The sequence below is a fragment of the Sphingomonas sp. Sph1(2015) genome (assembly GCF_001970915.1).
GTDB classification, from domain to species: Bacteria; Pseudomonadota; Alphaproteobacteria; order Sphingomonadales; family Sphingomonadaceae; genus Sphingomonas; species Sphingomonas parapaucimobilis.
The window spans coordinates 52,603-71,856 of the sequence record NZ_MQUI01000004.1 but is presented as its reverse complement, the minus strand read 5'-3'; the positions used below and the strand labels follow the sequence as shown (position 1 = coordinate 71,856).

18 protein-coding genes are annotated in these 19,254 nt (G+C 65.9%); 12 read left to right on the top strand and 6 right to left on the bottom strand.

Annotated features, from left to right (window positions below):
- Nucleotides 1-195 precede the first annotated feature (195 nt).
- Entirely contained in the window at nt 196-1,413 is a 1,218-nt protein-coding gene (locus tag BSZ14_RS02770) for a polyhydroxyalkanoate depolymerase (RefSeq protein ID WP_076709697.1), read from the top strand.
- Nucleotides 1,414-1,609: 196 nt separating this feature from the next.
- Here the strand turns inward: BSZ14_RS02770 and BSZ14_RS02765 are convergent, their stop codons facing one another.
- A complete protein-coding gene (locus BSZ14_RS02765) occupies nt 1,610-2,089 on the bottom strand; it encodes a pyridoxamine 5'-phosphate oxidase family protein (RefSeq protein ID WP_076709696.1) in 480 nt (159 codons plus the stop codon).
- 458 nt (nt 2,090-2,547) lie between these two features.
- On the opposite strand from BSZ14_RS02765, the gene BSZ14_RS02760 reads away from it, so the two are divergent.
- Complete coding sequence (locus BSZ14_RS02760) at nt 2,548-5,478, top strand: L-glutamate gamma-semialdehyde dehydrogenase (RefSeq protein ID WP_083748055.1); 2,931 nt, start codon at nt 2,548-2,550, stop codon at nt 5,476-5,478.
- A 109-nt stretch (nt 5,479-5,587) separates the two neighbouring features.
- Here BSZ14_RS02760 and BSZ14_RS02755 read toward each other — a convergent pair whose 3' ends face one another.
- Both BSZ14_RS02755 and BSZ14_RS02750 read right to left on the bottom strand, forming a co-directional pair.
- Nucleotides 5,588-6,754 carry a mechanosensitive ion channel family protein gene (locus BSZ14_RS02755; protein ID WP_042484756.1) on the bottom strand — a complete coding sequence of 389 codons (1,167 nt, stop codon included), beginning with the start codon at nt 6,752-6,754 and terminating at the stop codon, nt 5,588-5,590.
- Between the two features lie 26 nt (nt 6,755-6,780).
- Nucleotides 6,781-7,782 (bottom strand): DNA topoisomerase IB, encoded by a 1,002-nt coding sequence (locus BSZ14_RS02750; RefSeq protein ID WP_076709694.1) that lies wholly within the window; start codon nt 7,780-7,782, stop codon nt 6,781-6,783.
- A gap of 123 nt (nt 7,783-7,905) precedes the next feature.
- Here BSZ14_RS02750 and BSZ14_RS02745 point away from each other — a divergent pair, with 123 nt between their 5' ends.
- Nucleotides 7,906-8,478 carry a type 1 glutamine amidotransferase domain-containing protein gene (locus BSZ14_RS02745; protein ID WP_076709693.1) on the top strand — a complete coding sequence of 191 codons (573 nt, stop codon included), beginning with the start codon at nt 7,906-7,908 and terminating at the stop codon, nt 8,476-8,478.
- 94 nt (nt 8,479-8,572) lie between these two features.
- Nucleotides 8,573-9,499 carry a right-handed parallel beta-helix repeat-containing protein gene (locus BSZ14_RS02740; protein ID WP_076709692.1) on the top strand — a complete coding sequence of 309 codons (927 nt, stop codon included), beginning with the start codon at nt 8,573-8,575 and terminating at the stop codon, nt 9,497-9,499.
- Here BSZ14_RS02740 and BSZ14_RS02735 read toward each other — a convergent pair.
- Both BSZ14_RS02735 and BSZ14_RS19830 read right to left on the bottom strand, forming a co-directional pair.
- A complete protein-coding gene (locus BSZ14_RS02735) occupies nt 9,474-10,859 on the bottom strand; it encodes a putative O-glycosylation ligase, exosortase A system-associated (RefSeq protein ID WP_076709691.1) in 1,386 nt (461 codons plus the stop codon). The two genes, BSZ14_RS02740 and BSZ14_RS02735, sit on opposite strands and share 26 nt — an antisense overlap.
- Entirely contained in the window at nt 10,852-11,013 is a 162-nt protein-coding gene (locus BSZ14_RS19830; protein WP_198930436.1) for a hypothetical protein, read from the bottom strand. The genes BSZ14_RS02735 and BSZ14_RS19830 overlap by 8 nt, the downstream gene beginning before the upstream one ends.
- Before the next feature lie 97 nt (nt 11,014-11,110).
- Here BSZ14_RS19830 and BSZ14_RS02730 point away from each other — a divergent pair, with 97 nt between their 5' ends.
- Together BSZ14_RS02730 and BSZ14_RS02725 are read left to right on the top strand one after the other, a co-directional pair.
- A complete protein-coding gene (locus BSZ14_RS02730; RefSeq protein ID WP_076709690.1) occupies nt 11,111-12,325 on the top strand; it encodes a TIGR04063 family PEP-CTERM/XrtA system glycosyltransferase in 1,215 nt (404 codons plus the stop codon).
- 4 nt (nt 12,326-12,329) lie between these two features.
- On the top strand, nt 12,330-13,004 hold the full coding sequence (locus BSZ14_RS02725) for a hypothetical protein (RefSeq protein WP_076709689.1): 675 nt from the start codon (nt 12,330-12,332) through the stop codon (nt 13,002-13,004).
- 346 nt (nt 13,005-13,350) lie between these two features.
- Here BSZ14_RS02725 and acnA read toward each other — a convergent pair whose 3' ends face one another.
- A complete protein-coding gene (gene acnA, locus BSZ14_RS02720) occupies nt 13,351-16,038 on the bottom strand; it encodes an aconitate hydratase AcnA (protein WP_076709688.1) in 2,688 nt (895 codons plus the stop codon).
- A 394-nt stretch (nt 16,039-16,432) separates the two neighbouring features.
- On the opposite strand from acnA, the gene BSZ14_RS02715 reads away from it, so the two are divergent.
- The 6 genes from BSZ14_RS02715 (at nt 16,433) to BSZ14_RS02690 (ending at nt 19,190) form a co-directional block, all read left to right on the top strand.
- On the top strand, nt 16,433-16,633 hold the full coding sequence (locus tag BSZ14_RS02715; RefSeq protein ID WP_042484770.1) for a hypothetical protein: 201 nt from the start codon (nt 16,433-16,435) through the stop codon (nt 16,631-16,633).
- Nucleotides 16,634-16,785: 152 nt separating this feature from the next.
- Entirely contained in the window at nt 16,786-17,346 is a 561-nt protein-coding gene (locus BSZ14_RS02710) for a helix-turn-helix domain-containing protein (RefSeq protein WP_076709687.1), read from the top strand.
- A gap of 53 nt (nt 17,347-17,399) precedes the next feature.
- A complete protein-coding gene (locus BSZ14_RS02705; protein WP_174435505.1) occupies nt 17,400-17,747 on the top strand; it encodes a hypothetical protein in 348 nt (115 codons plus the stop codon).
- 52 nt (nt 17,748-17,799) lie between these two features.
- Entirely contained in the window at nt 17,800-18,258 is a 459-nt protein-coding gene (locus tag BSZ14_RS02700) for a hypothetical protein (protein WP_042484774.1), read from the top strand.
- The gene (locus BSZ14_RS02695) at nt 18,240-18,713 is read left to right on the top strand and encodes a hypothetical protein (protein WP_158069156.1); all 474 of its coding nucleotides are present in this window, start codon (nt 18,240-18,242) and stop codon (nt 18,711-18,713) included. Before BSZ14_RS02700 ends, BSZ14_RS02695 begins: the two co-directional genes overlap by 19 nt.
- 111 nt (nt 18,714-18,824) lie before the next feature.
- Nucleotides 18,825-19,190, top strand: a complete 366-nt coding sequence (locus BSZ14_RS02690; protein ID WP_076709685.1) for a phasin family protein — start codon at nt 18,825-18,827, stop codon at nt 19,188-19,190.
- Nucleotides 19,191-19,254 lie beyond the last annotated feature (64 nt).

Genomic DNA, 19,254 nt, shown 5'->3' with positions numbered 1-19,254 from the left:
CTCAACGCCGGGCAGGGCTTGCTACGCATCGTTTGGGCGCTTTGGTGCGTTCAGCGCGTGTGGTGAAGATCATGAACCTGTCACGGGTTCGGCACTATGACCGATCGGCCATATTCTGGTCATCATGCGCAAACGGTTTCGTGATAGACAAACGCCAGTCACGGCTCCGTCCGGCGGAGCGCAGGGGAATCGACGATGTTGTACGACGCCTATGAAATGCAGCGCTCGATGCTGGCGGGCGCAAGCGCGCTGGCCAATTTCGGCGCGGGGCTGCTCCAGAACCCGGCCAATCCCTTCGCCTATATGGGCGGCGGCGCGATCATGGGATCGGCGCTGGAGGTGTTCGCCCATGCCGCCGCGCCGCGCGGCAAGCCCGCTTTCGGCCTGACCAAGACCGAGATCGACGGGCGCGAGGTGGCGGTCCATGAAGAGATCGTGCTGCGCAAGCCCTTCGGCCAGTTGAAGCGATTCCGCCGTGAGGGTGTCGAGGACAGCCCCAAGCTGCTGATCGTCGCGCCCATGTCGGGTCATTATGCCACGCTGCTGCGCGGCACGGTCCAGCGGATGCTGCCGACCTGCGAGGTCTACATTACCGACTGGCGCGACGCGAAGCTGGTGCCGCTGTCCGACGGGCGGTTCGATTTCGACGATTATGTCGATTACATCATCGACTTCCTGACCGAAATCGGGCCGGGCGCCCATGCGCTGGCAGTGTGCCAGCCCTCGGTGCCCTGTTACGTCGCGGCCTGCGTGATGAGCGCGGACAAGCATCCCTGCACCCCGCGCACGCTGACGCTGATGGGCGGGCCGGTCGATACGCGCGAAGCCCCGACCGCGGTCAATCTGCTGGCGACCGATCGCCCGCATGCCTGGTTCGAGCAGAATGCGATCGCCACCGTACCCATGACCTATCCGGGGGCCGGGCGGCGGGTCTATCCGGGCTTTCTGCAGCTGGCCGGGTTCATGTCGATGAACCTGGGCAACCACATGATTTCGCACTGGGAGATGTTCAAGCATCTGGTCCAGGGCGATGGCGAAAGCGCCGATTCCACCAAGCGATTCTATGACGAATATCGCGCGGTGTGCGACATGACCGCGGAATTCTATCTCCAGACCGTTGAGCTGGTGTTCCAGCGCCACGCCCTGCCCAAGGGCGAGATGCTGCATCATGGCAAACCTGTCGATCCGGGCGCGATCACCGATATCGGCCTGCTGGCGATCGAGGGCGAGCGGGACGATATTTCGGGCCTGGGCCAGACCCGCGCCGCGCTGACGCTGGCGACCCATCTGTCGGACGAAAAGAAGCGCTATTACATGGCCGAGAAGGTCGGCCATTACGGCATCTTCAACGGCTCCAAGTGGCGCAACCGCATCGCCCCGGTGGTGGAGGAGTGGATCAAGGCGAACGGTTGAGGGCCGGATAACCCCCAATCCCACCCTCCGTTCAGCCTGAGCGAAGTCGAAGGCCACGCGATAGCCTTTGCCCCGTGCGTGGCTGATGGTTTCCCTTGGCCTTCGACTTCGCTCAGGCTGAACGGCGTGAGGGGTAGAACGAAAAAACGCCCGGAAGCCTCGGCCTCCGGGCGTTTTACATTCCGGTAATCGCGATTTACGCGACCGAGCCGACCACCGCATGGCTGGACGACTCGTCCGAGCGGATCGTGCCGCCGAACAGCATCTTCACCCGGCCCGACAGCGAGATGTCGGTTTCCCACAGCTCGGCCGAGTTGATGTCGAAGCGCAGCAGCGTCAGGTTCGGGTCCGACTTGCCTTGCGGGAACCAGGCCTCGACCTGATTGCTCCACAGCTTGTCGATCTGCGCCGGGTCGTTGTCCTTCGACACATGGCCCGCCAGACAGGCGAAGAAGTCATGGCCCTTGCCGACGAACTGCGCCATCGCCTCGCCGCCACCCGCGATGCGGTTGTCGCGACCGGCGAAGAAGAACAGCGTGTTCGGCTGATCGTCATCGATTTGCGCGGTCATCGGCTCGGAATGCTGGCCATCGTTCAGGCCGATCATGACGAACGGGCTGCTCTTCAGCTTGTCGAGGAACTTGGCGGCGATTTCCTGGGGGCTGTCATCGGCCATCGTGGCTCTCCTTTCAGGGGTTTGGCGGGAGAACGATGCGAGGGCGGGGATGGTTGCGCGAGGAAATCCCACCAGAGGAAACGCCGCCTCATAACCTTCATGGCCTCGGCATCCGCCATTTAATCCAGGACGCGAACCAAAATGTCCGAAATAGCTGCAATGGATGTCCATACCATGCGCCCTCCTCAGGCCATTTCTCAGCCCTTGGCCGGTAAAGCCTCAAAACCGAGCTGCCGTCAGCAAAGGCACCGCCGCGTGATCATGATGCTGATAAGAATTGGACTTCAATTCGCGGACCCTCACATCGTATCAAACGATACCCAATCTCCCATTTTCCCGCTAAGCGCAGGTCCATCACAGCATAGCCATGCGACCCGCCAGCGCCCAACCGCGCGCCGGGCCGCTCGACCGGACGAAGACCTATGACCTCTGCCGTTACCGCCGACGCACGCAAGACCATGAAATCGCTGTATCGCGCGCCCGAACCCGATGTGCTGAAGCCGCTGCTCGACCGTGCCGCCGCGACGCCGGAAGCGCGCGAGCGGATCATGGGTCATGCCTCGGGCCTGCTCGCCGATCTGCGCGCGGCGCAGAATCGCGGCTGGGTGAACCAGTTCCTCCAGGAATATCGCCTCAACTCGTCGGAGGGCGTCGCGCTGCTGAGTCTCGCCGAGGCGTTTCTGCGTGTGCCCGATCCCGAAACCGCCGACCTGCTGATCGCCGACAAGCTGGGCGAGGCGGACTGGCGCGCGCATACCGGGCGCTCGGCGTCGAAGCTGGTCAACTCGGCCACCTGGGGGCTGGTCGTCGGCCGCGCGCTGGTGGGGGAAGGCGAGGCGGGGCCGCTCAAGCGGCTGTTGTCGCGCGCGGGCGAACCCTTCGTGCGCCAGGCAGTCGGCGCCGCGATGCGGATGATGGGCGAGATCTTCGTGATGGGCCGCACCATCGAGGAAGCGATGCGCCGCATGAAGAAGCCCGAGAACAAGGGCTTCACCGCCAGCTTCGACATGCTGGGCGAGGCGGCGCGGACGCATGAGGATGCCGAGCGCTATTTTCAGGCCTATGTTAAGGCGATCGACGCGGTCGGCTCCGACCCGGCGGCGGGGCATTCGATCTCGGTCAAGCTGTCGGCGCTCCACCCGCGCTACGAACTGCCGCGTGCCTATGAGTGCGTGCCCGCGCTGACCGACATGCTGGCGCAGCTGGCGCGGCAGGCGGCGGACAAGGGCATCGCGCTGACCGTCGACGCCGAGGAATCCGAGCGGCTGGAAATGAGCCTCGACATCATCGGCGGCGTGGCGGCGCTCCCGGCGCTGAAGGGCTGGGACGGGTTCGGCATGGCGGTGCAGGCCTATGGCAAGCGCGCCCGCGCGGTCATCGGCTGGGCCAATGGCCTCGACCGGATCATGAACGTGCGTCTGGTCAAGGGTGCGTACTGGGACAGCGAGATCAAGCGCACCCAGGTCGAGGGGCTGGGCGACTATCCGCTCTTCACCCGCAAGGCGGCGACCGACGTGTCCTATCTGGCGGTCGCCAAGGACATGCTGGCCGCCGAGAATATCCGCCCGGCTTTCGCCAGCCACAATGCGCTGACCGTCGCGACGATTTTGGAATGGGCGGGCAACAGCCACGACTTCGAGTTCCAGCGGCTGCACGGCATGGGCGACGGCCTGTACGAGCGGCTGGTGCGCGAGCATGGCCATAAGTGCCGCATCTATGCGCCGGTCGGCGGCCACCGCGACCTGCTGGCCTATCTGGTCCGCCGCCTGCTGGAGAATGGCGCGAATTCCAGCTTCGTCCACCAGCTCGCCGATGCGCGGCTGACCGAGGCGGAGATCCTCGCCGATCCGGTTGCCAAGATCGCGGCGGTCGGCGGCGCGCGCCACCCCAGCATCCCGCTGCCCATCGACCTGTTCGCGCCGGGGCATCGCAACTCGACCGGCATCGACCTCAGCGACATCGCGACGCTCGACGCGACGGTGAAGGCGGTCAACGCGCCTGCCGTGAAGCCGGTGGCCGCCACCGCCGATGTGGCCGCGCTGGTCGCGCGCGCCCATGCGGCTTTCCCCGCCTGGAACGCGACGCCGCTCGACACCCGTGCCGCCGTGCTGGAAAAGCTGGCCGACCTGCTGGAGCAGGACCGCGAGCGGCTGATGGCGATCCTGGTGCAGGAGGCGTTCAAGACCATCCCCGACGCGATCGGTGAGGTCCGCGAGGCCGCCGATTTCTGCCGCTATTATGCGCAGCAGGCGCGGGCGCGGCTCGGTTCGGTCGAGCTGCCGGGGCCGACGGGCGAGCGCAACACGCTGCATCTGGAAGGGCGCGGCGTCTGGGCGACGGTCGCACCGTGGAACTTCCCGCTGGCGATCTTCCTCGGCCAGACGGTCGCGGCGCTGGTCACGGGCAATACCGTCGTCGCCAAGCCCGCGCCGCAGACGCCCGCCATCGCCCAGGCGGCGGTCGAGCTGGCGTATCGCGCGGGGGTGCCGCGTGACGCGCTGCTGCTCGCGATCGGCGGGCCGGATGTCGGCCAGAAACTGACCGAGGATCACCGCATCGCGGGCGTCGCCTTCACCGGATCGACGGCCACCGCCAAGCGGATCGCGCGCACCCTGGTGGCGGATGACGACCGCCCGATCGTGCCGCTGATCGCCGAGACCGGCGGTATCAACGCGATGATCGTCGACTCGACCGCGCTGCCGGAGCAGGTGGTGGCGGACGTCATCACCTCGTCCTTCCGCTCGGCGGGGCAGCGTTGTTCGGCGTTGCGCCTGTTGGTGGTGCAGGCCGATGTCGCCGACAATGTCATCGCAATGCTGAAGGGCGCGATGGAGACGCTGGTGCTCGGTGCGACCGGCCATCCGGCGACTGATGTCGGCCCGGTGATCGACCAGGCCGCCTATGACAAGCTGATGGCCTATCGCGCGTCGATGGTGGCGCAGACGATCAAGACGCTCGATGCGCCCGCCGATGGCCTGTTCGTGCCGCCGACGCTGATCCGGCTCGACCGCGTGGAGGACCTGACCCAGGAATGGTTCGGCCCGATCCTGCACGTCGCCACCTGGGAAGCGGGCACGCTGTCCGAGACGATCGCGAAGGTGAACGCCAAGGGTTACGGCCTGACCATGGGCCTGCACAGCCGCATCGCCCGCGCCGGCGAAGTGATCGAGGCGGAAGCGGCGGTCGGCAACCTCTATATCAACCGCTCGATGATCGGCGCGGTGGTAGGCAGCCAGCCTTTCGGCGGCGAGGGCCTGTCGGGCACCGGGCCGAAGGCGGGCGGTCCGCATTACCTGTACCGCTTCTGCGCCGAGCGGGCGGTGTCGGTCGACACGACTTCGGCGGGCGGCAACGCCACGCTGTTGTCACTGGACGAAGGCGGGATCTGAGTCTTTCCTCCCCTTGCAGGGGAGGATTAGAGCATGATGACCTAGGATCGAACCAAGCCTAGCCCCTCCCCTGAAGGGGAGGGGTCGATCAAGCGGATGTCGTCATGCTCTAGCTGGCCTGATGCACCTCGACTGGCTGGATTTGGGGATAGGGCATGACCAGCGTCCCATCCGGCGCGGCGGTATAGGTCGTCTGGGTGGGGTAGGGGATGGAAATCCCCTCCGCCGCGAAACGCTTCATCAGCGTGACCAGCACCCGGTTGCGCGTGGCGTGCGCAGTCGGCCAGTCGTCGCCGGGCACGTCGAATTGCAGCACGAAGTCCAGGCTCGACGCGCCGAAGCTCTCGAAGCTGGCGCGGGCGACCTTGCTGCCCTCTCCCTCGACGATCTCGGTCAGCATCTGCGGCACCCGCGCGAGCGTCTCGGGCGGGGTTTCATAGGCGACGCCGATGGTCAGCGACAGGCGGACATGGTGACGCACCGTCTGGTTCTGGATTTCCTTGTCCAGCAGGTTGCGGTTCGAGATGATGCGGAGTTCGCCGGTAAAGGCGCGGATGCGGGTGGATTTCAGGCCGATCGCCTCGATGATCCCGGTCGTATTGTCATAGGCGATCTTGTCGCCGCGGCGGAACGGCCGGTCGAAGATGATGGCGAGCGCGGCGAACAGGTCGCCGAAAATACCCTGCGCGGCCAGGCCGATGGCGATGCCGCCGACGCCCAGACCCGCGACCAGGCCGGTGACGTTGACCCCCAGATTGTCGAGCACGACGACCAGCGCGACCGCGAACAGCACCGCCGTCACCAGCAGCCGGATCAGCCCCATGGCCGACAGCAGCGCCTCTCCCGAATAATGTTCCGACTGGGTGCGATGCTCGATCGCGCCCAGGATCAGCTCGCGCGCCCAGATCGCCGCCTGGAACGTGCTGGCGATGGTGAACAGGAAGCTGATCGTCCGGGCGACTTCGCCCGGCGCGCCCGCATAGCCGGACACCAGTTGGGCGGCGAGCGTGACGATGAAGAACAGATTCGTCCGCGCGATGGCATGGCCCAGGATCACGCCCCATCCGCCTGCGAAACCCGGACGGCCGCACAAGCGGTCGCCCAGCCTGCGGACCCAGAGCAGCGCCAGCACGATGACCGCGCCGAAGCCGATCGCGATCAGCACCTTCAGCCAGTAATGTTGCACCCACCAGGAGGTGGCGTCGATAATGCCGCCGACCTGGTCGGGAATGCGGGAGCCGTCGAAGATCGGCGCCTTGGGCGAGGATTTCGCCATGGGGACTCCTTGAACTTGAGAGGCGGTCAGGCCGCCTTGCTGGCCGGGGTTCCGGCCTCCAGAAATGCGATCAGCCCGCATTCGATGCGGGACAGTCCTGCGCGTGCACGCGGCAGGCGCAGGGTCTTGCGAAACGCCGCCTGCCCGTCCTTGACGAGCGCGATCAGCGAGGGGTGGACATAGGATTTGCGCGCGATGGCGGGCGTGTTGCCGAGCTTCTCGACCACCGGCTCCAGCATCGCCTTCAGGCTGAGGTCCGCTTCGGCCAGCGCCAGCGCCTCGAACGCGGCGACGCTGGCGGCCCAGGTGCGGAAATGCTTGGCGGTGAAGTCGCAGCCTGTGGCTTCGCGGATATAGGCGTTCACATCGGAAGACGTGACCGCATTGGCCGCGCCCTCGTCGTCGACCCAGGCGAAGAGATGCTGCTCGTCCAGATCCTGGCACCGCTTCACGAAGCTGGCGAGCGAACGGTCGGTCAGTGTCATGTCGCGCATCTTGCCCGACTTGCCCCGATAGCGCAGGCGCAGGGTCGTGCCCTTCACCTGGCCGTGCCGCTTGCGCAGGGTCGTCGCGCCGAAACTCTTGTTGGTCGCGGCATAGGCTTCGTTCCCGACACGGATATGGCCGTTGTCGAGCAGCCGCACGACGGCGGCGACCGCGCGCTCCTTGCACAGGCTGCGCTTCTTCAGGTCCGCCTCGACCCGCTTGCGCAAGGTGGGGAGCGCGTGGCCGAACGCGGCGCAGCGTTCATATTTGGCCGCTTCCTGCGCTTCGCGGAAATCGGCGTGATAGCGATATTGCTTGCGTCCCTTCTCGTCCCAGCCGACCGCCTGGATATGGCCATTGGCGCGCGGGCAGAACCAGGCATCTCTATATGCGGGTGGCAGGCCGATACGATTCAGCCGGTCGATCTCGTCCGTGTCGGTGATCCGCTCGCCCCTGGTGGTCCAATAAATCCATTTGCCCCGGACCTTGGTCCGGGTGATGCCGGGTTTGCTATCATCGCAATAGACTAGACGGGTGGCCATCGCTCTCTCTCGGGTCATCTTTGCAAATGCGCCGCCGGTCGCTTCGTTCCGGAACGGCCGATGCGGTCGCGGGTTCTGGAAGGGCCTTTCCCCCGAGGTATTTCCCGACAGGAGTTTTCCATCATGGCCGATCTTTCCCAGGCACGCGTCCTGATGCTCGCCGCCGACGGCTTCGAGACCGTCGAGCTTTTCGAACCGCGCAAGGCACTCGAGGCCGCAGGTGCCAAGGTGCAGCTCGCCTCGCTCAAGTCCGACCCGATCCAGGGCATGGAGGGCGATATCAACAAGGCCGAGACCGCGACCCCCGACCTGACCGTCGATGAGGTCGACACCGACGATTACGACGCGCTGGTCATCCCCGGCGGCACCTGCAACCCCGACAAGCTGCGCCTGAACGAGCGCGCGGTCGAGATCGTGACCGAGTTCATGGAGGACGACAAGATCGTCGCCGCCATCTGCCACGGTCCCTGGCTGCTGGCCGAGGCGGACGTGATCGACGGTCGCCGCCTGACCAGCTACCCCTCGATCCGCACCGACCTGTCCAATGCGGGCGCGGATGTGGTGGACGAGGAGGTCGTGGTCGATGGCAACCTGATCACCAGCCGCAAGCCCGACGACATCCCCGCCTTCAACCGGGCGATCCTGACCGCGCTGGAAGAGGAACTGGCCGACGAGGACGAGACCGAAGAGGCCTAAACCTTTATCCCGTCACGGGACGCTCACGGGCGTCGCATCCTGTGCCCATGCGTGGCAGGATGCGGCGTCCGTTCTTTTTTTCCAGGATGACCCCATGCGTCTGGTTCCGCTCCTACTTCTCGGCATGACGTCGGCGGCCGCCCTCGCGCAGGGAAGCGCCCAGCCCTTCATGGTCGGGGGACGCGGCTTTGCCACGCTGCAGGCGGCGGTCACCGCGATCGGCGATGGCGAGGGGACGATCCGCATCGCGCCGGGCACCTACCGCGAATGCGCGATCCAGGGGGCGGGGCGGATTGCGTACGTCGCGACCGAGCCGGGCAAGGTCATCTTCACCCGCATCGCCTGCGAGGGGAAGGCGGCGCTGGTCCTGCGGGGGCGCGGCGCCTCGGTCCAGGGCATTGTCTTCAGCCATATCGAGGTCGGCGACGGCAATGGCGCGGGCATCCGCATCGAAAAGGGGCCGCTGGCGGTCAGCAACGCGATGTTCCTCGACAGCCAGTCGGGCATCCTGTCGGCCGAGGACCCCAATGGCACCGTCACCGTCGACCATTCGACCTTTTCAGGGCTCGGCCACGACCCGACCGGCAATGGCGCGCACGGCATCTATATGGGGCGCTACAAGTCCTTACGCGTAACAAATTGCCGTTTCGAGCATGGGCAGGGCGGCCATTACGTCAAGACCCGCGCACCCTATGTCGAGGTGCTGGACAGCAGTTTCGACGACAGCAAGGGCCACGCGACCAACTATATGATCGACCTGTCCAACGGTGCGAAGGGCCGGATCGCGGGCAACGAGTTCGTTTTCGGCCGCGACAAGGACAACCACTCGACGCTGATCACCGTCGCGCCGGAGGGGGCCAAGAACGACTCGTCGGGCCTGATGGTCGAGAACAACCGCGCCCGCCTGGCGCCCGGCGTCGATTTCAAGCCGGTCTTTGTCGGCAACTGGTCGGGCGAGCCGCTGGTGATCCGGGGCAATATCCTGGGTGCGGGAATCACGCCGACCGCGCGGCGGTTTTGAGCGGGCTGAGTTTGGACGGCGAGCGACGACCGGGCACCTGTTTGACCCGATCCTCGCGGGACTTGCGGGTCAGATAGGTATCCAGCCCGATCTGCGCGGCGATCAGCTGATAGAGGAAGGGGTTGTACGCGATTCCAACAAAGGCCGCGCCGAGCAGATAGATCATATGCCCGTGCTGGAGCGCACCCGCCAGCTGGCCGCCCCAGTGCAGCGGATCGTCGGCCTGACGATACCGCCGTCGCAGCGCCTCCATCCGCAACAGTCCCGCGATGTTGATGCCCAGCCACAGGAACAGCCCCGGCCAGCCCTGTTCACCCAGCATCTCGAAATAGCTGGAGTGATAGGCGCGGGCGCGGTCGGTGGTGACCTTTCGCTCGACTTTTTTGTCGTGCGCGGATCCCTCGACCACGGTCAGGTCGTAGCGGAAGCTGTTCTGAAGATAGGCGTCGAACCCGCCGCCGAACGGGTTGGAGGCGGCATAGCCCAGCGTCCATTTCCACACCGCCAGCCGGGTCGAGGCGGATTCGTCCCCCTGATAGCTGCGGATCGTGTTCATCCGCTCGGTATAGGAAGAGGGAAGCAGCGGCACGACCGCCATGCCCGCCACCGCCAGCATGCCGATATAGAGCAGCCGCCGCTTCACATCGCGCAGCATCAGGATGGCGAGCAGCCCGATGCACAACAGCCCCGTCCGCGCCGAGGTGCCGACCGGGATCAGCAGGCAGGCAAAGATCAGCCCGATGCCGAACGCCCGCACCCGCCAGTCGGGCGGATAAACCGTGCCGTAGCGCATGAACCACAGGATGATCGGGATGACCGCGATCGCCGCGGTCGAGATGATGCTCCCTTCGTACAGCCCGGCATTGTTGCTGACCATCAGGTTCAGCTCGCCGTAACCGCCGCCGGAAAACAGCGTCTTGATCCCGCCGACGATCACGATCGACGCGACCGACAGCATCATGAACAGCAGCAGCGCCTCGATCCTGAGCCGGGTGCGCAGGGTCAGCGGCAGGAAGATGGCAAAGGCCAGCGCCTTCCACACCCAGTCCCATTTCTCCCTCGCCTCGGTGGGGAAGTCGGCGCCGAAAAAGGTGGTCATCGCGCAATAGGCCAGCAGCAGCAGGATCGCGCCCTGCCGCACGGTGAACCGGCTGTCGCGCTTGTCATCGAACAAGGCCCAGCCGCCGACCGCCGCGATGACCGCCATCAGCGAGATGGGCACGGTGTTGAGCAGATAATAGGTCAGCCGCTGGGGCGAGACGATGTCGATATAGATATAGGCCAGCACCATCAGGAACGGCCGCCGCAGCCCCAGCGCGAAGAGGCTGAACAGAAATCCGATCAGGAACAGGTCACGCATTGTCGAGACGCCGCTTGGTCGTGGGCTTCCGGCCATGCCGGCTCGCGGCGGGGCCGATATCGCCCTCCTGGTCCAGGTCGCGCCGTCCGACCAGCCGCCATGCCGCGACCAGCATCAGGCCATGGGTGAGGAGAAGGGCAAAGCTGTCGATCATCGCCCGTGTCCTCAAACCCTTAACGCCACTACCGCGACCTGCTTATAAACCGGCGGTTGACGCGGCGTTAAGGGCTGGCATGACAGGTCGTAAGCTGATGCGTATCCTGCATATCCTAGACCATGGGCTGCCGCTGCAAAGCGGCTATACCTTTCGCACCCGCGCCATCCTGAAGGCGCAGGAGGGGGCGGGGCATGACGTCGCGGCGGTAACGGGTGTTCGGCAGGGAGGGCGACAGGGGGCAGGGGATGCCGCCGTCGAAACGCTCGACGGCCTGACCTTCTATCGAACGCCGGTCGCGATGCGCGGGGGACTGGTCGGCGAGGCCGCCGGGCTGGCTGCGCATATCCGGGCGATCGACCGGGCGGTGACGGCCTTCAAGCCCGATATCCTTCATGCCCATTCGCCCGTGCTCGATGCGCTGGCCGGGCTTGCCGTTGCCCGGCGGCGGCGCTTGCCGCTGGTCTATGAGATTCGCGCCTTTTGGGAGGATGCCGCGGTCGGCAACGGCACGGGGACGGCAGGCAGCACCCGCTACCGTGTGACCCGCGCGCTGGAAAGCTGGGCCTGTCGGCGGGCCGATGCGATCGCGGTGATCTGCGAAGGGTTGCGCGGCGACCTGATCGCGCGCGGGCTGCCGCAGGACAAGATCATCGTGTCTCCCAATGGCGTAGACCTGGGGCTGTTCGGCCAGCCGCTCGCCCGCGATGCCGTGCTGGCCGAGGAACTGGGCCTTGCCGATGCCGAGGTGATCGGCTTCATCGGCAGTTTCTATGATTATGAAGGGCTGGACGACCTGATCGCCGCGATGCCGCGACTGGTGGCGGCGCGACCCAAGGCGCGGCTGCTGCTGGTCGGCGGCGGGCCGATGGAGACGGCGCTGCGCGCCCAGGCGGACAGCTCGCCGGTGGCGGCGGCGATCCGCTTTGTCGGACGGGTGCCGCACCAGCAGGTCGAGCGTTATTACAGCATGGTCGATATCCTCGCCTATCCGCGCAAGAAGATGCGACTGACCGATCTCGTCACACCACTGAAACCGCTGGAGGCGATGGCGCAGGGCAAGCTGGTCGCCGCGTCCGATGTCGGCGGGCATCGCGAGCTGATCGAGGACGGGCGGACCGGCACCCTGTTCGCACCCGACGACCCGACCGCGATCGCCGATGCGCTGGCCGCCCTGCTGGCCGATCGTGGCGGTTGGGACGCGCGACGGGCGGCGGGCCGGGATTTTGTTGAAAGGGAACGGAATTGGGCGTCGAACATCCGGCGTTACGAACCTGTTTACCACCGATTGCTAAACGGGGCGAAGATATAGACCCATGACCTTCACCGCCATGCCCCCTCAACGACGCTTCGGACCTGCCTGGATCGGCGGGGCCGTCGGGCTGTTTTTTGCGCTTCTGGCAATGATCGCGCCCGAATGGCGGCTCAATTCGCTGGTCGCGGGCTTGAGCCTGGGCGATATCCTTGCCGCCGCCCGTCCGCCGCTGGGTATGAAGGCGCGTATCTTGCTTGCGCTGGTCGCAGGGCTGGGGGCAGGGTCGGTGACCTGGGCGACCGCGTATCTGCTCTGGGGGCCGGGCGGTCTGCTCGCCCGGCGTGCCAGGCGCGTGCCTGAAGACGACGAGGATTATGTGCCGGTGGTCCGCCGCTCGGATCGACACCCGGATGCGCCGCCACGCCGCCCGCTCAACGCCGCCGAACTGGGCGCGCCGCCGCCGCCGGTCGAGGACGATACGGTCGAGCGCACGCTGCCTGCCGATCTCGACCAGCCGCTTTCGGCCTATGACCCGGATGCGATCCTGTCGACGCCACGCGAGCCCATGCGTCAGGCTCCGTCCGAACCGATGCCGATCCCGCCCATGCGCGAGCCTGCGCCCGAGATACAGGGAGCCGCCCTGCCGCTGCCCGATCGACAGGATGAGTCGATCGAGACGCTGCTCGACCGGCTGGAACGTGAGACGGCGCTGCGCAAGCTGAAGCGGGCGGATTGATCCCATTCCTCTCGTGTAAGAGGCGTTGCTGCAAAACCTGTGACATGATGCCCGCCGTTGCCGGGGAAGAGCCCGGAACTTCGTTCGCGCGAAGCCGCGATGACGCGAAGAAGGATGGTTCACGCGGAGACGCGGAGACGCGGAGAATTCGCCCTTGCCGCGCCAGCGGCCCTCTATTCTCGAGCTGTCGATGATCTGTGCGCGCTGCCGCGCGGCCTGTCTCTCCGCGCCTCCGCGTCTCCGCGCGAACAACTCTTTTTTCCCTTCGCGCCATCGCGGCTTCGCGTGACACAAAAAGGCCCGCCCGGATCGCTCCGGACGGGCCTCTTCGCGTCTCTAGCGGGTGTTACGCCGCCAGGTTGCGCAGCACATACTGCAGGATGCCGCCGTTCAGGAAATATTCCAGCTCGTTGACGGTATCGATGCGGCACTTGGTCAGGAAGGTCTCGGTCGAGCCGTCCTTGCGGGCGAGGATCACCTCGACATCCTGACGCGGGCGCAGACCGGCCACGCCCTGGATGGTGAAGCTCTCGCTGCCGTCCAGCTTCAGCGTCTCGCGGGTCACGCCCTCGGCGAACTGCAGCGGCAGGACGCCCATGCCGACCAGGTTCGAGCGGTGGATACGCTCGAAGCTCTCGGTGATGACCGCACGCACGCCGAGCAGGTTGGTGCCCTTCGCCGCCCAGTCGCGCGACGATCCGGTGCCATATTCCTTGCCCGCGACGATGACGAGCGGCGTGCCATCGGCCTTGTGACGCATCGCGGCGTCATAGATCGGCATCACTTCGCCGTCATACTTCGTCATGCCGCCTTCGACACCCGGCACCATCTCGTTCTTGATGCGGATATTGGCGAAGGTGCCGCGCATCATCACGTCATGGTTGCCGCGACGCGCGCCGTAGGAGTTGAAGTCCTTCTTGGCGACCTGATGCTCCTGCAGGAAGGTGCCTGCGGGGCTGTCGGCCTTGATCGAACCGGCCGGGCTGATGTGGTCGGTGGTGATCGAGTCGCCCAGGATGGCGAGCGGCTTGGCCTCGATGATGTCGGTGACGGGCTTCGGCGTCATCTCCATGCCCTCGAAATAGGGCGGGTTGGCGACATAGGTCGAAGCGGCGGGCCAGGCATAGGTGTCCGAGCCGGTGACTTCGATCGCCGACCACTTGGCGTCGCCCGCATAGACGTTGCCGTAGCGCGAACGGAACATCTCGTCGTCGATGTTCGCATCCATCAGGGTGCGGACTTCCTCGTTCGTCGGCCAGATGTCCTTCAGATAGACGTCCTGGCCGTCCTTGCCCTGGCCGATCGGCGTCTCACGCATGTCCTGCGTGACGGTGCCCTTCAGCGCATAGGCGACGACCAGCGGCGGGCTGGCGAGGAAGTTGGCGCGCACGTCGGGCGACACGCGGCCTTCGAAGTTGCGGTTGCCCGACAGGACCGAAGCGGCGACGATGTCGTTGCCGTTGATCGCCTTCGAGATCGGCTCGGCGAGCGGACCCGAATTGCCGATGCAGGTGGTGCAGCCATAGCCGACCAAGTTGAAGCCGATCGCGTCGAGATCGGCGGTCAGGCCCGCCTTGTCGAGATAGTCGGTGACGACTTGGCTGCCGGGGGCGAGCGAGGTCTTGACCCAGGGCTTGGGCTTCAGGCCCAGTGCGTTCGCCTTGCGCGCGACCAGACCGGCGGCGACCAGCACGCTCGGGTTCGAGGTGTTGGTGCAGCTTGTGATCGCGGCGATCACCACGTCGCCGTCGCCGATGTCATGGCCACGGTCATCGACCGCGACGCGCGCGGGGGCGTCCTTCTTGTACACCTTGGCGAGGTCGGCGTTGAACACGTCGTCCACCTCGGTGAGGACGACCTTGTCCTGCGGACGCTTCGGACCCGCCAGCGACGGCACGACCGTTGACATGTCGAGTTCCAGCGTGTCGGTGAAGACGGGGTCGGCGGCATCGTCATGACGCCAGAAGCCGTTGGCCTTGGCATAGGCCTCGACCAACGCGACATTCTCGTCCGAACGCGCAGTCAGGCGCATATAGTCGAGCGTCTTGTCGTCGATCGGGAAGAAGCCGCAGGTCGCGCCATATTCGGGCGCCATGTTGGCGATCGTCGCACGGTCGGCGAGCGTCATCGACGACAGGCCGGGGCCGTAGAACTCGACGAAGCGACCGACCACGCCCTTGGCGCGCAGCATCTGGGTGATGGTCAGCACCAGGTCGGTGGCGGTGATGCCTTCCTGCAGCTTGCCGGTCAGCTTGAAGCCGACGACTTCGGGGATCAGCATCGACACGGGCTGGCCCAGCATCGCGGCTTCCGCCTCGATCCCGCCGACGCCCCAGCCGAGCACGCCCAGGCCGTTGATCATCGTGGTGTGGCTGTCGGTGCCGACCAGCGTGTCGGGGTATGCGATGGTCGCGCCACCCTTGGCATGCTCGCCGCTTTCGGTCGACGACCAGATGGCCTGGCCAATATATTCCAGGTTCACCTGGTGGCAGATGCCGGTGCCCGGCGGAACGACCGAAAAATTGTCGAGCGCCTTCGATCCCCACTTCAGGAACTCATAGCGTTCCATGTTGCGCTGATATTCGAGGTCGACATTGTCCTCGAACGCCTGGGGCGTGCCGAACTCGTCGACCATGACCGAGTGGTCGATGACGAGGTGAACGGGGACCTGCGGATTGATCTTGGCCGCATCGCCGCCCAGCTTGGTGATCGCGTCGCGCATCGCGGCGAGGTCGACCACGCACGGCACGCCGGTGAAGTCCTGCATCAGCACGCGGGCCGGGCGATACTGGATCTCGCGGTCCGAACGCTGCGTCTTCTGCCAGTCGACGATCGCCTGGATATCCTCGCGCGTGACGGTCTTGCCGTCCTCGAAACGCAGCAGATTCTCCAGCAGCACCTTCATCGAGAAGGGCAGGCGGCTGATGTCGCCGAGCTGCTCGGAAGCCTTGGCGAGGCTGTAATAATCATAGCTCTTGCCGTCGACGTCGAGGGTCGAGCGGGTGTTCAGGCTGTCCTGGCCTATCGCAGTCATGGGCGTCCCTTCATGGTCGAGCCGGGCACGCCCAGTGGGACACGGCAGCATGCAGCCGCGAGCGGGCGCGCCGGGGAAATCTCCGGTTGACGCAAGGGGCCTTAGCAAGGGGTTGCCCGACAGGGAAGGGTGCAGCGCAGTGAAAGCCATTCGCAACTTCGGGCCGGTCCCGATCCACCACGCCGCCCGGGGCGGAGCGCGGCGGGCGGCTGGTCGCACGCGTTGAAAATGCGTGGAACAGCCATGGTCGATAGCGGGTTCAGATGATCATGAATGGAGTTCGGACCATGCGTGCCCTGAAGAATGAACGGTCGGCCATCTTATATGCCCCTTCGGGGCGGACGGGATCGGCGGACGGGCGTGCGTTCGCCGAGCCGCGCTGGCGGTGGCGGATATGACCGCCCATCCACCGCGCAAGGACGCTCGCCGTCCCGATCCGATCGTGGCGGTCGGCCTGTTGACCCAGCGTGACCTGGACGTGCTGGGTTCGGGATTCCGCCGTTCTTTTCCCGTGCATGAGGACACGGCGTTCGACGACCTGCTCCAGGCGCTCGATTCGATCGAAGCGATTCACGTGCCGCCCCGGAAGGACTGACCAGCCTGGATGAAATGCAGAGTGCGGTTAACCCTGATTATTAATGGCTCAAAGCCCCCGCATCGGAGACGGAACGGCTTGGCGAGCCGCTGTCCATCCGGCTAGGGCAGGCGTGATGGCTGGACCGATATCCGGCGCGACCGGAAAATGAGATGACGCCCGAACGCTTCGCCCTGCTTACCCGCCGCCATCGCGAATGTCTTCGCGGGGTCAAGGCGCTCAAGGGCTCGAAGGAAATCGCCACCGAACTCGGCTTGGGAAAGTCGACCGTCGACAGCTATCTGGCCGAGGCGGTGCGGCTGCTCGGCGCGCGCAACCGGCGCGAAGCGGCGATGGCGCTGGCCGATCACGAGGCCCAGGCGGACATTCAGTCGATCGGCCAAGTTATTGAAGAACAAGTAGAAGCTACCCCGCATAAAATCATACCCGATTCTACGGGGCTGGTTCCCGAGCCGCCGCCCGTGCCACTTCCGATGGCACCGGATGGGAGTACGGTCGGCGGGGCGGTGCAGGACGGCCATGTCCACGCATCGCCCCGCTTGTCTCTCCCCGTCCGGCGGCAAGGGCAGACACGCAACGACATGAGCATGGCCGAAAGGCTGCTCTGGGTTCCCACGATCGCCGTCGCACTCGCCATCGGCTTCGGCATGCTGGCGACGGGACTCGACGTGATGACCCGGGTGATCGGACGTTTGACGCACCTTGCCGGATGACCATCCTCCATGCCGCCCGGCGCGCATGGATGAAAAATCAGGGGGCACAGGCGATGACGACGGAACATGAAGCGGCTCTTCAGGTGACCAAGCTCCTGTGGAAGCTGGAAAACGAACTCGACACGGCATTCGCCACGGCGGGCGAACTGGCGATGGCGCTGCCTCGGGCGCGGGCAGAAGCGCGGCTGTCCGCGGTGGTCGGCCAGCATGCGTTCGAGATGCTGGGCCAGGCGATGATGGCGATCGGCCAGGCGCGCGGCCATGCGGTGCAGAGCCACCGGATCCTGGAAAAGGTCGGCCAGACCATCGGTTTCGATGCGGACGAATATGGCGACAACCGTCCCAAGCCGCCCCAGACGACGGGTATCGTCGAGGCCCTGCCGCTGCGCGCGGCCGCCTGATCCCGGCGCGACGCGGCGTGTCTTTCTCCCATCCTGGCCAGCGGGGCACGCCGTGACGCACATCTATGTCTTCAACATCCTTCAGGGGCTGGTCTGCCTCTATGCGCTGGCGCTGGGCGGCTGGCCGGAGCGGGCGACGGCGGTCATCCTGCTCTGCGCCTCGGTGGCGACAATCGTGCTGCCGTTCGATCCCTCCACCAGTTTCCGCAGCGTCGAGACGCTGGAACTCGTCATCGACGTGGCGCTGATGGGCGGGTTGATGGCGGTCGCGCTGCTCGCCAATCGCTTCTGGCCGCTCTGGCTGGCCGCGCTGCATCTGCTGGCGGTCGGGATTCACGGGGTCAAGGGGTTCGACACCGCGCTGATGCCATGGATGTATGCCCAGGCGGGTGGCAAGCTGGCCTATCCCATGCTGCTGCTGCTGGCGGCCGGGGTGCTGCGGCACCGGATCAGGCTGGCGCGATACGGCACGGACCCCGACTGGTCGCTGCCATGGCGGGGTATCCGATGAACGGCGATCTGCGACTGCTGCACTGGCCCGCCGAGGACCGGGCGAGCTTCGGGCGCTTCGCGGCCGTGATGGCGGATGTGCAGGCGCGCATCCAGGCCATTTCGGGCGATGCGAGCGGCGTCCCCGTGCCGCGTCCGCCGCGCGTGGCGACGCCGCGCGAATGCGCCGCGATGATCCTGAAGCACCATCAGGAGGTTCGCGCGATCGCCGGGGGCGACGCCGACATGTTCGGCGATCCGGCATGGGAGATCGCGCTCGCCGTCTTTCACGCCGAGGGGCAGGAGAATGACGCCGCGCTGCTGGAGATGGCCGGGCTGTCGCCGAGCGGCCAGGTCGGTGGACGCTGGATCAAGCTGTTGCTGGCGCGCGGGTGGGTCGAACGGCGTGACGACGGCCATCTGCATGCGACGGAGAAGATGATCACGATCCTGAACGGGTATTTCACGCGCCTTTGAGTCACGTTCGGACCGGATCGTGAACTTTGCGGACACGGCGGTAACGCCGTGCAACTCCTGAACCCTCCGAGGGTTCAACCGATACGGGCATAACCATAGGAGAAGACGGACATGGCCGAGGATATCGGAACAGGCGGCGGCGCGGGCGCGATCGGTGGCGATATGGGCGCGGGCGCCTTCACCGACCGGATGAAGGGCGCGGGCGAGGCGATGCAGGCCTCGGGCCAGAAGATGGCCGAGGGCGGTTCGCAGGTCACGCTCAAGATGCTGGAACAGGCCGAGACCAACACGCGCGAAGCCTTCGCTGCGATGCGCTCGGCCGCGTCGGCCAAGGATCTGGGCGATGTGATGCGCATCCAGACCGAGTTCCTGCGCGAGCAGGGCAACCGCTCCATGTCGCAGGCGCGCGAGATCGGCGAGATGATCGTGCAATTCGGTCGCGACGCGGTCGGCGCTGTTCGTCCGAAGCAGGATTAAACGCGAAGCCTCTCATCCTTCCGACCCTCCCTCAAGTAGGTCGGAAAGGTGAGGGTAGCCCTGT

Coding starts and splice junctions, on each gene's coding strand:
- BSZ14_RS02725 (WP_076709689.1), top strand. CDS start 12,330: ATGACCTTCACCGCCATGCCCCCTCAACGACGCTTCGGACCTGCCTGG.
- acnA (WP_076709688.1), bottom strand. CDS start 16,038: ATGACTGCGATAGGCCAGGACAGCCTGAACACCCGCTCGACCCTCGAC.
- BSZ14_RS02690 (WP_076709685.1), top strand. CDS start 18,825: ATGGCCGAGGATATCGGAACAGGCGGCGGCGCGGGCGCGATCGGTGGC.
- BSZ14_RS02735 (WP_076709691.1), bottom strand. CDS start 10,859: ATGCGTGACCTGTTCCTGATCGGATTTCTGTTCAGCCTCTTCGCGCTG.
- BSZ14_RS02750 (WP_076709694.1), bottom strand. CDS start 7,782: ATGGCCACCCGTCTAGTCTATTGCGATGATAGCAAACCCGGCATCACC.
- BSZ14_RS19830 (WP_198930436.1), bottom strand. CDS start 11,013: ATGATCGACAGCTTTGCCCTTCTCCTCACCCATGGCCTGATGCTGGTC.
- BSZ14_RS02730 (WP_076709690.1), top strand. CDS start 11,111: ATGCGTATCCTGCATATCCTAGACCATGGGCTGCCGCTGCAAAGCGGC.
- BSZ14_RS02755 (WP_042484756.1), bottom strand. CDS start 6,754: ATGGCGAAATCCTCGCCCAAGGCGCCGATCTTCGACGGCTCCCGCATT.
- BSZ14_RS02740 (WP_076709692.1), top strand. CDS start 8,573: ATGCGTCTGGTTCCGCTCCTACTTCTCGGCATGACGTCGGCGGCCGCC.
- BSZ14_RS02710 (WP_076709687.1), top strand. CDS start 16,786: ATGACGCCCGAACGCTTCGCCCTGCTTACCCGCCGCCATCGCGAATGT.
- BSZ14_RS02760 (WP_083748055.1), top strand. CDS start 2,548: ATGAAATCGCTGTATCGCGCGCCCGAACCCGATGTGCTGAAGCCGCTG.
- BSZ14_RS02705 (WP_174435505.1), top strand. CDS start 17,400: ATGACGACGGAACATGAAGCGGCTCTTCAGGTGACCAAGCTCCTGTGG.
- BSZ14_RS02695 (WP_158069156.1), top strand. CDS start 18,240: ATGGCGGGGTATCCGATGAACGGCGATCTGCGACTGCTGCACTGGCCC.
- BSZ14_RS02715 (WP_042484770.1), top strand. CDS start 16,433: ATGACCGCCCATCCACCGCGCAAGGACGCTCGCCGTCCCGATCCGATC.
- BSZ14_RS02745 (WP_076709693.1), top strand. CDS start 7,906: ATGGCCGATCTTTCCCAGGCACGCGTCCTGATGCTCGCCGCCGACGGC.
- BSZ14_RS02765 (WP_076709696.1), bottom strand. CDS start 2,089: ATGGCCGATGACAGCCCCCAGGAAATCGCCGCCAAGTTCCTCGACAAG.
- BSZ14_RS02770 (WP_076709697.1), top strand. CDS start 196: ATGTTGTACGACGCCTATGAAATGCAGCGCTCGATGCTGGCGGGCGCA.